16 protein-coding genes and 2 pseudogenes are annotated in these 14584 nt (G+C 59.2%); 7 read left to right on the top strand and 11 right to left on the bottom strand.

The genetic code is table 11. The annotated features are described in order from the left end of the window. Nucleotides 1–90 precede the first annotated feature (90 nt). From AC0L4F_RS16520 to AC0L4F_RS16490, 7 genes and pseudogenes are all read right to left on the bottom strand, one after another. On the bottom strand, nucleotides 91–897 hold the full coding sequence (locus AC0L4F_RS16520) for an ABC transporter permease (protein WP_244690196.1): 807 nt from the start codon (nucleotides 895–897) through the stop codon (nucleotides 91–93). A gap of 94 nt (nucleotides 898–991) precedes the next feature. Beyond that, complete coding sequence (locus tag AC0L4F_RS16515; RefSeq protein ID WP_244690417.1) at nucleotides 992–1876, bottom strand: ABC transporter permease; 885 nt, start codon at nucleotides 1874–1876, stop codon at nucleotides 992–994. A gap of 96 nt (nucleotides 1877–1972) precedes the next feature. Then, nucleotides 1973–2700: pseudogene (locus AC0L4F_RS16510) on the bottom strand (transporter substrate-binding domain-containing protein). A gap of 25 nt (nucleotides 2701–2725) precedes the next feature. Further along, complete coding sequence (locus AC0L4F_RS16505; protein ID WP_244690194.1) at nucleotides 2726–3502, bottom strand: ABC transporter ATP-binding protein; 777 nt, start codon at nucleotides 3500–3502, stop codon at nucleotides 2726–2728. Nucleotides 3503–3680: 178 nt separating this feature from the next. Beyond that, nucleotides 3681–4118, bottom strand: coding sequence for a tellurite resistance TerB family protein (locus AC0L4F_RS16500; RefSeq protein ID WP_244690192.1), 438 nt, complete (start codon nucleotides 4116–4118; stop codon nucleotides 3681–3683). 87 nt (nucleotides 4119–4205) lie between these two features. After that, nucleotides 4206–5771 carry a glutamine-hydrolyzing GMP synthase gene (gene guaA, locus AC0L4F_RS16495; protein WP_244690190.1) on the bottom strand — a complete coding sequence of 522 codons (1566 nt, stop codon included), beginning with the start codon at nucleotides 5769–5771 and terminating at the stop codon, nucleotides 4206–4208. Nucleotides 5772–5809: 38 nt separating this feature from the next. Next, on the bottom strand, nucleotides 5810–6520 hold the full coding sequence (locus tag AC0L4F_RS16490; protein ID WP_244690187.1) for a DUF2270 domain-containing protein: 711 nt from the start codon (nucleotides 6518–6520) through the stop codon (nucleotides 5810–5812). 192 nt (nucleotides 6521–6712) lie between these two features. Here AC0L4F_RS16490 and AC0L4F_RS16485 point away from each other — a divergent pair, with 192 nt between their 5' ends. The 3 genes and pseudogenes from AC0L4F_RS16485 (at nucleotide 6713) to AC0L4F_RS16475 (ending at nucleotide 9094) form a co-directional block, all read left to right on the top strand. After that, complete coding sequence (locus AC0L4F_RS16485) at nucleotides 6713–7060, top strand: Lin0512 family protein (protein WP_244690185.1); 348 nt, start codon at nucleotides 6713–6715, stop codon at nucleotides 7058–7060. Further along, nucleotides 7057–7428 carry a Lin0512 family protein gene (locus AC0L4F_RS16480; protein ID WP_244690183.1) on the top strand — a complete coding sequence of 124 codons (372 nt, stop codon included), beginning with the start codon at nucleotides 7057–7059 and terminating at the stop codon, nucleotides 7426–7428. Before AC0L4F_RS16485 ends, AC0L4F_RS16480 begins: the two co-directional genes overlap by 4 nt. A gap of 122 nt (nucleotides 7429–7550) precedes the next feature. Then, nucleotides 7551–9094: pseudogene (locus tag AC0L4F_RS16475) on the top strand (trimethylamine methyltransferase family protein). A gap of 86 nt (nucleotides 9095–9180) precedes the next feature. On the opposite strand, the gene AC0L4F_RS16470 reads toward AC0L4F_RS16475, so the two are convergent. Further along, nucleotides 9181–9465 carry a DUF6477 family protein gene (locus AC0L4F_RS16470; protein WP_244690181.1) on the bottom strand — a complete coding sequence of 95 codons (285 nt, stop codon included), beginning with the start codon at nucleotides 9463–9465 and terminating at the stop codon, nucleotides 9181–9183. A gap of 206 nt (nucleotides 9466–9671) precedes the next feature. Here AC0L4F_RS16470 and AC0L4F_RS16465 point away from each other — a divergent pair, with 206 nt between their 5' ends. Then, nucleotides 9672–9941, top strand: coding sequence for a helix-turn-helix domain-containing protein (locus tag AC0L4F_RS16465; protein WP_348524113.1), 270 nt, complete (start codon nucleotides 9672–9674; stop codon nucleotides 9939–9941). A 17-nt stretch (nucleotides 9942–9958) separates the two neighbouring features. Beyond that, nucleotides 9959–10870, top strand: a complete 912-nt coding sequence (locus tag AC0L4F_RS16460; RefSeq protein ID WP_348524112.1) for a DUF6456 domain-containing protein — start codon at nucleotides 9959–9961, stop codon at nucleotides 10868–10870. Nucleotides 10871–10914: 44 nt separating this feature from the next. Here the strand turns inward: AC0L4F_RS16460 and AC0L4F_RS16455 are convergent, their stop codons facing one another. Both AC0L4F_RS16455 and phhA read right to left on the bottom strand, forming a co-directional pair. Next, nucleotides 10915–11244, bottom strand: coding sequence for a 4a-hydroxytetrahydrobiopterin dehydratase (locus AC0L4F_RS16455; protein WP_244690179.1), 330 nt, complete (start codon nucleotides 11242–11244; stop codon nucleotides 10915–10917). Between the two features lie 9 nt (nucleotides 11245–11253). Then, nucleotides 11254–12051, bottom strand: coding sequence for a phenylalanine 4-monooxygenase (phhA, locus tag AC0L4F_RS16450; RefSeq protein ID WP_244690177.1), 798 nt, complete (start codon nucleotides 12049–12051; stop codon nucleotides 11254–11256). A gap of 117 nt (nucleotides 12052–12168) precedes the next feature. Between phhA and AC0L4F_RS16445 the strand changes: the two genes are divergently transcribed. After that, entirely contained in the window at nucleotides 12169–12636 is a 468-nt protein-coding gene (locus tag AC0L4F_RS16445; protein WP_244690174.1) for an Lrp/AsnC family transcriptional regulator, read from the top strand. Nucleotides 12637–12733: 97 nt separating this feature from the next. On the opposite strand, the gene AC0L4F_RS16440 is transcribed toward AC0L4F_RS16445, so the two are convergent. Then, nucleotides 12734–13285 (bottom strand): peroxiredoxin, encoded by a 552-nt coding sequence (locus tag AC0L4F_RS16440; protein ID WP_244690172.1) that lies wholly within the window; start codon nucleotides 13283–13285, stop codon nucleotides 12734–12736. Nucleotides 13286–13549: 264 nt separating this feature from the next. Between AC0L4F_RS16440 and lipA the strand changes: the two genes are divergently transcribed. After that, entirely contained in the window at nucleotides 13550–14500 is a 951-nt protein-coding gene (lipA, locus tag AC0L4F_RS16435; protein WP_244690170.1) for a lipoyl synthase, read from the top strand. The last annotated feature ends 84 nt before the right edge of the window (nucleotides 14501–14584 follow it).

Genomic DNA, 14584 nt, shown 5'->3' with positions numbered 1-14584 from the left:
CAGACATGTCAGCCACCCGAAAATAATTTGATCAAATTATGGATAGCGACAGAGCCCCCCGCTTGGCAAGCGGGAAAGATGTTTTCGCGCCTAACGGATCAAATTTGGACGAATGCGCATCCGAGCGCGACGTGCGACGGGCAAATGCCGGTTCAGCCGTCGATTGATCAGCCCAAACACCGCAATCAAAACCAGCGTCAACAAGATGAAATACCCCGCCAAAATCGGATAGGGCACAAAGGGGTTGAACGTCTTGTCGGCAAAATAACTGGCGTAATAGAGCGCATCACCGCGCTGCTGAAACGCCGGAAACCCGGACAAATACACCAGCGTTGTCGCGTGAAACAGGAAAATCGCCTCATTGGTATAGGCCGGCCAGGCCAATCGCAGCATGGTCGGCCAGATCACCCGGCGAAATCGCGACCACCCCGACAACCCATAGGCATCCGCCGCTTCGGTTTCGCCTTTGGGCACCGACAACAACGCCCCATAAAAAATCTCGGCGGAATAGGCGGCGGTGTTCAGGAACAACACCACCAACGCCCCCAACCAGGCCGAGGTGAACGGCGTGAACACCGGTGCGACCTGTTTCAGCGACAGGAACAAGAAATAGGCAAAGAAGAACTGGATAAACAGCGGCGAGCCGCGAAACAGGAAAATGAACCATTCCGCCGGTTTGCGCAGCAAGGGGCTGGCGGAAAATTTGCCCATCGCCAGCGCCGTCGCCAAAAAGAACCCCGACACCAGGGCCAGCACCCCGAAATAGACATTCCAGATCATGCCAGAGCCGATCAACACCACCTGCTGGCAGATCGTGAAATCAGATCGCGGCAGCAACCGCTCGCCCACACCGACAGAGCGCAGGGCATAATCCGCAATTGTGTCCCAGCAACTCATCACAGCGCCCTCATTTCATCTGACCGGAAATATCCCGGGGGAGGCCCTGCTTGCAGGGACGGGGGCAGCGCCCCCACTTTGCCTATCATGACCCTCATGCCGCGGCCTTTCGCTGTGCTTCGCCGCCTGCGGTGGCCTGCCCATGTGTCAGCCGCGACATCAGGCGGCCCAACACGACCTCGGACAATTTGGTAAACCCAAGGTAAAACACCAGCAGCGCAAGGAAATACCACATCCGCCAATCGCCATGGGGATAATCGGTGAAACGGGCGGTTTTCGTCCCGCCCAATTCCCGCGCCCAATAGACAATGTCTTCAACCCCCAGCAGGAACAAAAGCGGCGTCGCCTTGATCAGCACCATCCAAAGGTTCGACAGCCCGGGCAGGGCATAGACCCACATCTGCGGCACCAGAATACGCCAGAACGTCTGGCGCGGGCTCATGCCATAGGCCGCAGCGGTTTCCAATTGCGCATGTGGCACCGCACGCATCGCGCCATACATCACATTGGCGGCAAAGGCCCCGAAAACGATGGCAAATGTCAGCACCGCCAATAAAAAACCATAGGTTTCATGCACCCATTGTGCCGCATTGCCCAGCGGCAGTTTGGCAATGTCACAGACCACAAAATCGCTGCCCTGACGAATTGGCTGGTCCCAATCGGGGCATTTCACCTTATGGCGCAGCCATTCGAACCCCTGATCAAGCGCGATGACGAAGAACAGGAAAAACGCGATATCGGGCACGCCACGGACAATGGCGATATAGATCCGCCCCATCCAGTTCAGCGGGAACACATGGCTGCGCGCGGCCGCCGCCCCGGCAAAGCCAAACCCCAACGCCACCGGCGCCGTGATCGCCAGAAGCAACAGCACAGTGCCGAACGAGCTGTAGAACGCCATATGCTTGCCGGTGGTCAGGTAACACGACAGCCAGGAAAAGCCGGCCAAAGTCTCTGGATCTGTGCAATAGCTGAAAATGAGGGGCCTCGTGAAATCAATCTGGGCGAATTGCCCACCCAATGCCGCATGCGGGCAGGCGGGCGTACCGCCCGCCACCCATTTTAATTGATCGTCTTAGAATGTCGCGCCGACTTCCCATTTTTCGATCAGGGCGTTCAGGCTGCCGTCGTCTTTCATCGACTGGATGGCCGCGTCAAACTTGCCGCGCAGCTCTGCATCGCTTTCGCGGAACCCCATGCCGATGCCGCCACCCAGAAGGATGTCTTCGGCCACAAAATCCAGCTCTGCATCTTCTTCGACATAAGGCGCGAGGAAGGATTTATCGGCCAGAACCGCATCCGCTTCGCCGTCACGCACCGCGCCGAGGGTTTCTTCCGGGTTGGAGAATTCCAGCAGCGTCGCGCCGATTTCCGCCACATGGCTGGCCTGGATCGTGCCGGTCTGTGCCGCGATCACCGCGCCCGCAGGATCAACCATCATGCCGGCCTTGCCGACAAAGGACGACGGATCAGGCTGGGTATAGTTTTGCGTGAAATCAATCACTTCTTCGCGTTCGTCGGTGATCGACATGCCCGCGATGATGGCGTCATAGTTGCCGCTGACGAGGTTGGGAATGATCGAATCCACTCGTTTGTGACCCATTCACAGGTCAGTTCGGCGCGCGCGCACAGCTCGTCGCCAACTTCGCGCTCAAAACCGTCAACCTCGCCTGCGTCATTCAGGAAGTTGAACGGAGGATAGGCGCCCTCGGTGCCGAGGCGCACGGTCATTGCGTGGCTTTCTGCGAAAGCAAAGCTGGCCGTCAGCGCCAGCGCGGCGGTGCTCAAAAGGATGGTTTTCATTTTTATGCTCCCTTGTTTTTGTTTTTCAGACGGCCATCGTCGAGGAAAGGAACCCCCGCAACCGTTCCGATTTCGGCGCGCCAAACACCGCGTCGGGCGCACCTTCTTCTTCCACCAACCCCTGATGGAGAAAGACGACATGGTCGCTCACATCATGGGCCATTTTCATGTCATGGGTCACAATCAACATTGTGCGGCCTTCGCTGGCCAAGTCTTTGATCACCTTGACAACTTCCTGTTCCAGCTCCGGGTCGAGCGCGCTGGTGGGTTCATCGAACAACAGCGCCTCGGGCTCCATCGCCAATCCGCGCGCAATCGCGGCGCGTTGCTGTTGGCCACCGGACAACTGGGCCAGCCAGACATCACATTTATCGCCAATCCCGACTTTGTCCAGATAGTGTCGCGCGCGTTCCTCGACCTCTTTGGGATCGCGCCCCAGCACCGTGACCGGCGCCTCCATCACGTTTTGCAGGATCGTCATATGCGCCCAGAGATTGAACTGCTGGAACACCATGGAAAGATTGGTGCGGATGCGCAGCACCTGTTTGGCGTCACCGGGACGGCGGGAAAGACCAGAGCCTTTCCACTGCACCGGTTCGCCTTTGAACAGGATGTCACCTTGCTGGCTGTCTTCCAACAGGTTGGCACAGCGCAAAAGCGTCGATTTGCCCGACCCGGAAGAGCCGATGAGCGATATCACCTGACCGCGCTGCGCGGTGATCGACACGCCCTTCAGGACTTCGAGTTGACCATAACATTTGTGTAGGTCGCGGATTTCTATGACGGGTGTCGGGTCTGGCACGGGAAACCATCTGTCAGGGAATTTGCCTGCCAGAAGGGCCGAAAAAACGCGCCAGTGCAACGAGAAACACGACAAAACCGGTCCATTCGCGCCCGATTTGCCGTAAGGGAATGCCTAATTTCGGTGCGGGCGGTAAAATTCCGGGCGCTCGGCGCAAATCCGGGGGGATTTGAATGGCCTATTTACCGCTGACACGCTGGCGGGCGAGCGCGGATTCGACGTCGCTGACCCCCAGAAGCGGCGCCACCATGCGCATCAGCGCATTTTCGGCCTCATCGCGGCTACCATCGGCCAGCACCACCTGCCAAAGCAACTCGATCACTTCGATCCGCGCCTCATAGGGCACCGCGTCCTTGATGGCGCGGGTAAAGCGCACGGTATCCGGTGCCTCGGATTCCAGAACCTCGGCATTTTTGCGCAGGGCGGTGGCCTCGAACGGGGAAAGGGCGAAACGCGCGGCGACAATCCTGTCGATCAGCGCGCTTTCGTCAGCATCGAACTGGCCATCAGACCGGGCCACCCGCACCAAAAGCGCAGTCATTGCCAGACGGGCGTCGTCATCGGCAAGCGGGGCGGGCTCTGGCTGAATCAGCCGGGAGAGGAAATCAGCAAACATGTTGCAGATATAGGGCAGGGGCGGGCGGGGGCCAAGATGGCTTGGCCCGCTTATGCCCAGGACAACGCGAAGTTTACCAAGCGCGCCTTATTCCCATTCAATTGTGCCCGGAGGTTTCGACGTCACATCATAGGTCACGCGGTTGATGCCCTTGACCTCATTGATGATCCGGGTCGCGGTTTCCCCAAGGAATTCATGGCTGAACGGATAATAATCCGCTGTCATGCCGTCGACCGAATTCACCGCCCGCAGCGCGCAGGCATAATCATAGGTCCGCCCATCACCCATTACGCCAACGGTGCGCACCGGAAGGATGGCAACAAAGGCCTGCCAGATATCGTCATACAGCCCGTGCTTGCGGATCTGGTCGATATAAACCGCATCGGCCTTGCGCAGAATCTCCAGCTTTTCGCGGGTGATTTCGCCGGGGCAGCGGATCGCCAGACCGGGACCGGGGAAGGGGTGACGCCCGATGAAAGACGCGGGCAGGCCCAATTCGTGGCCCAGTGCGCGCACCTCGTCCTTGAACAATTCGCGCAGCGGTTCGACCAGCTTCAGGCCCATCTTCTCGGGCAGGCCACCAACATTGTGGTGCGATTTGATCGTCACCGACGGGCCACCGGAAAAGGATACCGATTTAATCACATCGGGGTAAAGCGTTCCCTGGGCCAGGAACTGCGCGCCCTCGATCTGATCGGCGTATTTCTGGAACACGTCGATGAACAGCTTGCCAATGATTTTGCGTTTGGTTTCGGGATCGGACACGCCGTCCAGCTCGCCCAGGAACAATTCCTGTTCCTCGGCGTGAATCACCGACAGGTTCATGTGATCGCGGAACATGCCGACAACTTCTTCGGCCTCGTTCATCCGCAGCAACCCGTGGTCGACAAACACACAGGTCAGCTGATCGCCGATCGCCTCGTGCAGCAGGGCGGCGGCAACCGAACTGTCGACACCGCCGGACAGGGCACAGATCACCTTGGCGTCGCCCACCTGATTGCGGATCTTGGCAATTGCTTCTTCGCGGTAGGCGCCCATGGTCCAGTCACCGGCAAACCCGGCGGCACGAACAAAGTTTTCATAAACGGTTTTGCCGTTCGGGGTATGGTGGACCTCGGGGTGGAATTGCACCGCAAAGAACTGGCGCTCCAGATCTGCGGTGATGGCGAATGGCGCGCCGGGCGATGTGCCGTAAACCGCAAAACCGGGTGCGATTTCAGATACATGGTCGCCGTGGCTCATCCAGACCTGTTCGCGGCCTTCAAGGAACCAACCGGCCAGGAAATCGGGCCGTGTTTCGGTGGGCTCTACATAGGCGCGGCCAAACTCGGCGGTGGCGTGATCGCCGGCCTCAACCTTGCCGCCAAGATCCAGCATCATCACCTGTTGTCCGTAACAGATGCCAAGGATCGGCACGCCAAGGTCATAGACCGATTTCGGCGGTCTCGGCGACCCCTCGCGCATCACCGAATCCGGTCCGCCGGAAAAGATGACCGCCTTTGGCGCGAAATCCGCCAAAAAGGCGTCAGTCACGTTCTGATAGGGGTGGATTTCGCAATAGACATTCAGCTCGCGCAGGCGACGGGCAATAAGCTGCGTTACCTGGCTGCCAAAGTCGATGATAAGAAGGCGGTCATGGATGTCCTGTGTCATGAAACGGCTTTAGGCGGGGCCGCGTTCAAGGGCAAGAGCTAACCCATGCTATCGGACTTTGGACGGCCCTGTTTGCGGCTTTTCAGGATGTCCTGACGATAGGACCACATGGCGATACCGGCCCAGACAGACACATAGAGAAATCCACCCACAAACAGGAATTCCCCCGGAATAGGCCCGACATTGGCGCGATCCACCGCCTGGGCCCAGCTTTCCACCGGGGTGGGATGCACCGCTATCTTGCCGCCAAAGGCCAATGTCTGAATCAGCAGGATCCACAAATAATTGCTGCGGATACGCCGCCCGACGGATGTCAGGAACCCGACATGGTATTTGGGATGAAGGTAATCTTCGGCCAGTGTTTGTTGCCATTGCTCCTCAAGATGCAGATCGCCATCATGCAGCATGGGCGCGTAAAAATGCGTCTCAAGCCAGCGCGCGCGGGCGCGCCACACGTTGAAATAGCGATAGCGCCGCGCCTCAAGCATCAGGAACAACAGAATCAGAACCCCCACCAAAACCAGGGGCAAAGGCGAAGAATTCGGGGTGGAAAACGAAATCGACAACGCCACCCCAAGGGTCACAACCGCCCAATTCGTGGTGGTGTCCAACCGCGTTCGCCAGATCGTGCTGCGATACACTTCGCCGCGATAAAGATGCGCAACTGCCGTAATTTCGGGCGAAGTCAGCTCTTTACGCTCGGATTTCGGTGTTTGTTTCGTGTTTAGGGCTTCGGTCTTGATCGTCATGTGCTCGCCGTGTTTTGCCCGCTCTCCGAGGATGGGTATGCACCTTCCGCTAGGGAAGGTAAAGGAACGCGAAGGCGGTGATGGTCGACACAACGGCCTTGGCCCTTGCAGTTGATCGGGCGATCAGGTGTCTTGGCGGACATCACGCACAGACTTCAGGTCAAACATCGGGGCAAATACGGGGGGCATGGAATGGAACGCATTCTGACCGAATTCGGGATGGGGACATCCCTGCGACGGGGCGATTACACCCAAGCGGCCAAACGGGCGATTGAAAACGCGCTGTGGCACAATTCAATCAATGCCGCCGAGCTGTTCGGCTTTGACAAACAGGACATGCGAATCGCGGTGCAGATTGCGGTGCAGGATCCCGATGCCGTGGATCGCACTGCGGTGGCGGCGGTGTTTCCCTACGGTGTGCCCGAGATCACGGTTGTGCGCGGCGGATTGGCGATTTCCCGTCCCGAGGGCAGCGGAAATCCAACCCTGATCGCCCATGCCGCCATCACGGTTCGTTTCGATATGGAGCGTGTCGCATGACGGATCGCCGCTTGATTATCGAGATGGGACAAGGTGTTGACCTGCATGGCGGGGATTATACCAAGGCTGCGGGCCGCGCGATTGACGACGCTCTGCGCCATTCAAGTTTGCACATCGTCAAGACACTGAAATTGTCACAGGATGACGCGCGAATTCAGGTCACGATTGGCGTGCAGGCACCGGATAAGGTGCAAATCGACGCGTTGCTTGGCAAATTTCCGTTTGGCCGGGTGACAATTACCCCGGTGCTGGGCGGTATGGATGTCTGTTTCCCCGACAGCGATGACATTCAGGTGGTTGCCAGCGCCGCGATTGAGGTGTTTTTGCCGCCGCAAACCGAATGGAGGCTGCGCAAAACGGCCCCCTAGGATCGCCAACATGTCGTTTTCCGGTCTCAAAGGACGGATTTTCGCCATGGCGCATCGGGCCCCTGCTGTAAATCCAGAAGAAACGCCGGCGCATGCCCGGATCGGATCGAAAGGGTGACAACATGTCAGAGGCAGGGACCCGCAGACGGGCAAGAGGGGGCGGCGGCGCCGCCCGGCGCGCGGCACGTTCGGCCGTGAGCTTTGACACGGCGAAATACATCGAACGCAACATCCCATTGTACGACCTCCTGTCGGATGAGGTGCTGTCGATCATCGAGGCCAACGCCGAAACCGTTCTCGAAGAGATCGGGGTGAACTTCGTCAACAATCCCGCCGCCCATGCCCTCTGGCGCGAGGCCGGTGCCGATGTCCGTGGCGAGCGGGTGCATATTCCCCGTGGGTTGGCGCGCAAGCTTTGTGCCACCGCGCCCGCCACATTCACCCAACATGCCCGCAATCCCGCCCGCAATGTCGACATTGGCGGCAAGACATTGGTCTGTGCCCCGGTCTATGGCCCGCCTTTTGTGCGCGACATGGCCGGTGGGCGGCGCTATGCGACGATGGAGGATTTTCGCAAGTTCGTGAAGCTCGGCTATATGTCGAAATGGTTGCACCATTCCGGCGGCACAGTGTGCGAGCCGACCGATGTGCCGGTGAACAAGCGTCATCTGGACATGTTGCTGGCGCATATGACGTTGTCGGACAAACCGTTCATGGGCTCTGTCACCGAACCCAGCCGCGCGCAGGATTCGGTCGACATGTGCGAAATTCTGTTTGGGGCGGATTTCGTCCAGCAAAACACGGTGATGACCTCGCTCATCAACGTCAATTCGCCGCTGACCTTTGATGACGTGATGATGGGCGCGCTGGAGGTTTATGCGCGCAACAATCAGGCCTGTATCATTTCGCCCTTTATCGTGGGCGGCGCGATGGCCCCGGTGTCGGTGGTGGGCACCCTGACCCAGGTCCTGGCCGAGGTACTGGCCGGCATCGCCTATGCGCAATTGGTGCGCCCCGGCGCGCCGGTGATTTTCGGCGCATTTGTCACGTCGATCGACATGGGGTCCGGCGCGCCGACATTTGGCACACCAGAGGCCAGTCAGATCCTGTACGGGGCCGGGCAATTGGCGCGTCGCATGGGATTGCCCTTTCGGTCCGGTGGCGGGTTGTGCGGGTCGAAACTGCCGGATGCCCAGGCAGCCTTTGAAACCGCGCACACCCATAACGCCGCTCTGCTTGGCGGCGTGAATTTCATGCTGCATGCCTGTGGCTGGCTTGAAGGTGGGTTGGTGTCGAGCTTTGAGAAGTTCGTCATGGACGCCGACCAATTGGGCGTATTGCACAAAATGGCAGCAGGCGTTCGCGCCGATGAAAACGCCCAGGCGATGGATGCCATCCGCGAAGTGGGCCCCGGCGGCCATTATCTGGGCTGCGCCCATACCCAGGCCAATTTCCAGGACGCGTTCTGGAAAACCGACGTGCTGGATTACAAGCCGTTTGAAACCTGGGATGAAGAGGGGGCCAAGGACACGATGGTGCTGGCCGCCGAACGGGTGTCAAAGATGCTGGCGGATTACCAGCAGCCGCGATGGACCCCGGCGTGAACGAGGCTTTGACCGCCTATGTCGCGAACAAGAAAGCCTCGATGCGCGATTCGTTTACCTGATATTGGCGCAAGGGGCGGCGTCGGCACATCATGGTCTGCGCCGCGCCTGCCCTGACCGTGCGCAGGGGAAATGTGCCTGACGCGCCTCATCGCGCGGCACGGATCAACGCGGCTTCGCCCATCATGGCGATCATGATTTCCACATGGCGCGCCACATCATAGCTGGCGCTGCGTTCGACGCGCGCGTCGTTCAGTTCATGTTCCATTTCCAAAAGTTTGATCAACGCGGGCCCGGACCTGCGTGGGGTGGATCCGCCCATGGCGCGCTGCAAATGCAGGTCGCGACGATAGTCGATCAACCCGGCACGAGCGGCGCGAATCAACAGACGGGGGCGGCGAAGTTGGCTGAGAAGTGACAAAGCATCTTGCATGGTTTTGGTCTCGCAATCGTGGGTTTGTGTCAAAACCATGGCACAGCTTTAGCGGGTGTTGCGCGGTCCTGCGAAATAGCGTTCGGCGGCCTCAGTATTGTTTATCCTTTAGAAACAATGATGTCCTAAGGCGGAAACTATTAACGAATGAGTAACCAAATCGCCTTTAGGTTGTGGATAATTTTACAGAACGCGGGATCTGAACCTTGCAAAAGATGGAAAATGGACCTTCTTCGGTGATCAACTGGCCAGGCCAGTCGACTCTCGATTGGCCGGGCTGGGTGCCAAAGGCCGCAGCGCATTACATCCGTCATGTCGAGCAAGGCCAATCGTTGCGCCAATTGGCGCAGCAATCCGGCTGCCACCCCTCCACCGTTTTGCGGCAAGTGCGCGGCTGGAAAGCCGCCGTGACGATCCGCTGGTGGATTCCGCTCTGCGGCTTCTGGGAATTTCCATTGCTCAAAAGGCGACGGTGACCAGGAAAGGCAAGAGCATGGCAGCACAACCCAAGCTTGATAACCACCCGACCGATGACGAAACCCTGAACCGCGAGGCGCGCCGCGTGCTGCGCCGGATGAGCGAGAGCGGCGCGGTGCTTGCTGTGGTGCCGGACATGGAAAAGGCCGTTGTGGTGCGCGAAACCGCCAGCGGATCAACCCAGCGCACCGCAGTTGTGGATACCGAAATCGCCCAGGCCATGGCGCTTAAGGAATGGATCACCTGCAAGACCCCCGGACGGATAACGCGGTATCATATCACCGCTGCCGGGCGGGCTGCGCTCAGCCATCTTCTGGCGCAGGACGAATGTCAGGTGCAGGCCACAACCGGCCGCGAAACCCCCGGCAGACAGCCCGGCAGATCGGGCGAGGGCAGCCGCGCGACCGGCATGGCCGAGGCCCAGGCCGCCTTTTCCGCCGCGCCGGATATGGCGACAGCGGAAAAGGTGCGCCCGCGTAGGCCACGCGTACGCTACAGCGCCAATGAAACGCCGCTGACCTCTCTGGCGCGGCGCCGTACCAAGGACGGCACCCCGTTTCTCAGCGATGATCTGGTTTCGGCGGGCGAGCGGCTGCGCGAAGATTTCGAAATTGCGCAGATGGCGCCGCGAACCACCCAGAACTGGGACAGTTTCCTGACCGGCGGCACCGACAGCGGCCTGGCCTCGGGCGATGGCCCATTGGCCACAACCGAAGCGCGCCGCCGCGTGGCCGAGGCCCTGGGCGAACTTGGCCCCGGACTGGGGGATGTCGCCCTGCGGTGCTGTTGCTATCTCGAGGGGCTGGAAACCACCGAACAGCGCATGGGCTGGAGCGCGCGGTCGGGCAAGATCGTGCTGCGCATTGCGCTGCAACGCCTGCGCCGCTTCTATCAGGACGTCCAGGGCGGCGACGCGATGATTGGCTGACCGCGAGGTGACGCGGTCAGGCCCATGCGCGTGGATGACAGCCCTCAGGCGATCAGATCATCGAAATCCCGCGCACAGGTGATGTCGACCTCGGTCAACCCGCCGGCCTCGTGGGTGGTATAGCTCAGGCTGCAATAGCCCCAGCCAAAAGCCACATCCGGGTGATGCCCATGCCGGTCGGCGACCCAGGCCGCGAGATTGGCCAAATAGACCGCCTTGGCGAAACCCTTGACCGTGATCTTGCGGGTGATGGTGGTGCCATCCCCCGACAGCGTCCAATCCCCATGCAGCCCGGCCATCTTTTCCCGTGCGCCGTCGCGGTCCAACAGGGGCGTTTCGGGCGAACAGGCCCCACCAATCGTGCAAATTGTCATTGTGTCACCTCAGGCTGCATTGGGTTTGGCTGGATAGGTCGGCACATGTAGCCCCATACTCTGGGCGCGGCGCACATCGGCCAGCAGATCACGTTCGGCCGCGGCAAACAGATCATCCAGATCCTCGATCACAAAATAGATCGGCTGATGAATGTCGATCCGATAGGGCGTGCGCAGGATGTCGATAATGTCAAACGGCCGCCGTTCCGGCCCGGACTCGCTGACGCTCCAGGGCAGCTCGGTCACAGACGACGCAAGACCAGAGCCCAACGCCTTGTAGCCGCCATTTTCCACCACCAGACCAAATTCAATCGTGAACCAATACAGCCGGATCAACCAACTGTAGTTTTCCCGGGTGGCCAACAGGCCCGCCTTGCCGATCGCCTCGGAAAATCCGGCAAAACGCGGATCGGTCAACAACGGCGCATGGCCGAACAATTCATGAAAAATATCCGGCTCTTCGATATAGTCGAAATGCTCGCGGCGGCGGATGAACGAAGCCGCGGGAAAGGTTTTGGTCGCCAACATCGAAAAGAACCGACCAAACGGGATCAGGGCCGGGACCGCCTCGACCTGCCAACCGGTCAGATCGCGCAGGGTGGCCGAAACCTCCGGGCATTGCGGCACCCGCGTCTGTGACATACCCACCCGCGCCAAACCATCAAGATAGGCCGTGGCCGCATGGGCCTGCACATTTGGCAGTTGCTGGGCATAAAGATCGCGCCAAACAGCGTCTTCCTCGCGGGAATAATCGATGAAACCGGCGCTGTCCGGCTGTTTGGCAACATATGTGGTGTTCTTGGGCATTCTGGGCCTCCTCCTGGGGGGAGCTTGCGCCAGCACAGGGGGTAATTCTTGCCTTTCCTGCCTCTCTATGGCGATATCTTGGCAAAATATGCCTCAGTTTTGGAAGAGGAGGGTAAAATGACCCTGACAGTCGACGACACCGACCGCCGGATTCTGCAACTGCTGCAAACCGACGGCAAAGCCAGCGTTCAGGACATCGCCGCCAAGGTCGCGCTGTCGACCTCACCATGCTGGCGACGGATCAAACGGATGGAGGAGGCCGGATTGATCACCGGCTATACCGCGCGGCTCAATCCGAAATTGCTTGGCCTGCACGCGCTGGCCTATGTGTTTGTCTCGCTGATGGACCACCGAGAGGACACCATTGCCGCATTTTCCCGGTTGGTTGACACCCAGGAACGTATCATCGAATGCGCCAGCGTGACGGGCGAAAGCGATTACATCCTGAAAATCGCGGCGCGTGACCCCGAAGACCTCGATCACTTTCTGATGCGCGGTATCCTGTCTTCCGGTCTGGTCCGCGCCAGCCATACCCATTTCGTGTTGCGCCGGACAAAACCGACATCGCCCTGGCCCTTGCTCTGACGAAAAAAGGACCAGAGCGCACCCTGGTCCTTCTTCTGTTCACAAATATCCCGGGGGAGTCCCGCAGGGACGGGGGCTGGCCCCCGATTGCATCCGCTTATTCCGCGGCAACGCCCTTGGCCTCTTCTGCCAGATAGTCCAGCAGGGTTTCGGGCGAGGACACACCATAAGGATCTTCGCCGTGGTTGTCGGCGAGGCCGGGCTCTTCGAACCAAGCTTCGATCACCCCATCCTTGACGATGGCCGCATAGCGCCAGGACCGCATGCCAAAGCCCAGATTGTCCTTGGCCACCAACATGCCAACCTTGCGGGTGAATTCGCCCGAGCCATCAGGAATGACCGACACGGCCTTCAGATCCTGCGATTTGGCCCATTTGTTCATCACAAAGCTGTCGTTGACCGACATGCAGTAAATGGCGTCGATGCCATTGGCGGCAAATGTTTCGGCGTTCTTCTCGAAACCGGGCAATTGATAGGTCGAACATGTCGGGGTGAAGGCGCCGGGCAGCGAAAACAGGATCACCCGTTTGCCCGCAAAATAATCCGCGGTGGTCTTGTCTTCCCAGCGGAACGGGTTCGGGCCTTCGATGCTCTCGTCGCGCACGCGGGTGTGAAAGGTCACGTCGGGCAGGGTGTAGCCAGTTTTCATCTTGCTCTCCATTTGCATCAGGTTCTGGAATGATTCCAATCTGAGCGGAATGGAGTATTCTGCGGCTGCGAAGTCAAGGCTTTGCACCTGCAGAATTCTCCCGAACCAAGGAGAAATCCGCCTTTGCCCGGCAAACTTGCAGCGAGCACAACTGATTAAACAGGGGATGCGCGACAGCATGACAGCCTTGATGACTTGGCATGGCTCGCTGCAAGTGCTTATGTTATAGGCGTTGAAACCAATTCATGTCGCGGGGAATAAATCGTGCGAGACCTCAAGATCCCGGAACAACGCCACCCAGAAAAGGCGCATCGCCCCGACAACGCCCAGCCAAAGAAACCGTCGTGGATCCGGGTCAAGGCGCCAGGCGGCGAAGGCTATAACACAACGCGCAAGATCATGCGCGAGAATAACCTTGTGACAGTCTGTGAAGAGGCCGGTTGCCCCAATGCCGGTGAATGCTGGTCCCAGGGCCATGCCACCATGATGATCATGGGCGATATTTGCACCCGTGGCTGCACCTTCTGCAACATCGCCACCGGCAAGCCCGATACGCTGGATGCGTTTGAACCGGGTCGTGTGGCGCATGCGGTGGAAAAACTGGGGTTGAACCATGTGGTGATCACCTCTGTCGATCGGGATGACCTGAAGGATGGCGGGGCAGATCATTTTGCCCAGACAATTCGCGCGGTGCGCCACCGTTCGCCGAAAACCACGATTGAAATCCTGACACCGGATTTCCTGAAATGCGCGCCTGAAGTGTTGGAAATCGTCGTCGAGGCCAAACCGGATGTGTTCAATCACAATCTGGAAACCGTGCCGGGTCTGTACCCCGAGGTGCGCCCCGGCGCACGTTATTTCCATTCCCTGCGTCTGTTGCAGCGGGTCAAGGAAATGGACCCGTCGATCTTCACCAAATCCGGCATCATGGTCGGACTGGGCGAAGATCGCCAATCGGTCATGCAGGTGATGGAAGACATGCGCGCCGCTGACATCGATTTTCTGACCATTGGTCAGTATCTGCAACCCACACCGAAACACCATGCTGTGGAACGGTTTGTGCACCCGGATGAATTCGCCACTTATGAAAAAGCGGCTTATGGCAAGGGCTTCCTGATGGTTTCGGCCACGCCGCTGACCCGGTCGTCGTATCACGCCGGCGATGATTTCGCGCGGTTGCGGGCCAATCGCGAAGCGAAACTGGCCAAGGGCTGAACGCGCTTTACGCGCTGGGCGAAGAGGCTGAGCGAAGAATAAAGAGAAGAAAAAGAGAGGGGGCCAGCCCCCTCACCCCCGGGA

The sequence above is a fragment of the Marinovum sp. J2-8 genome, from assembly GCF_055808435.1.
This window is presented reverse-complemented; position numbering and strand designations above follow the sequence as displayed.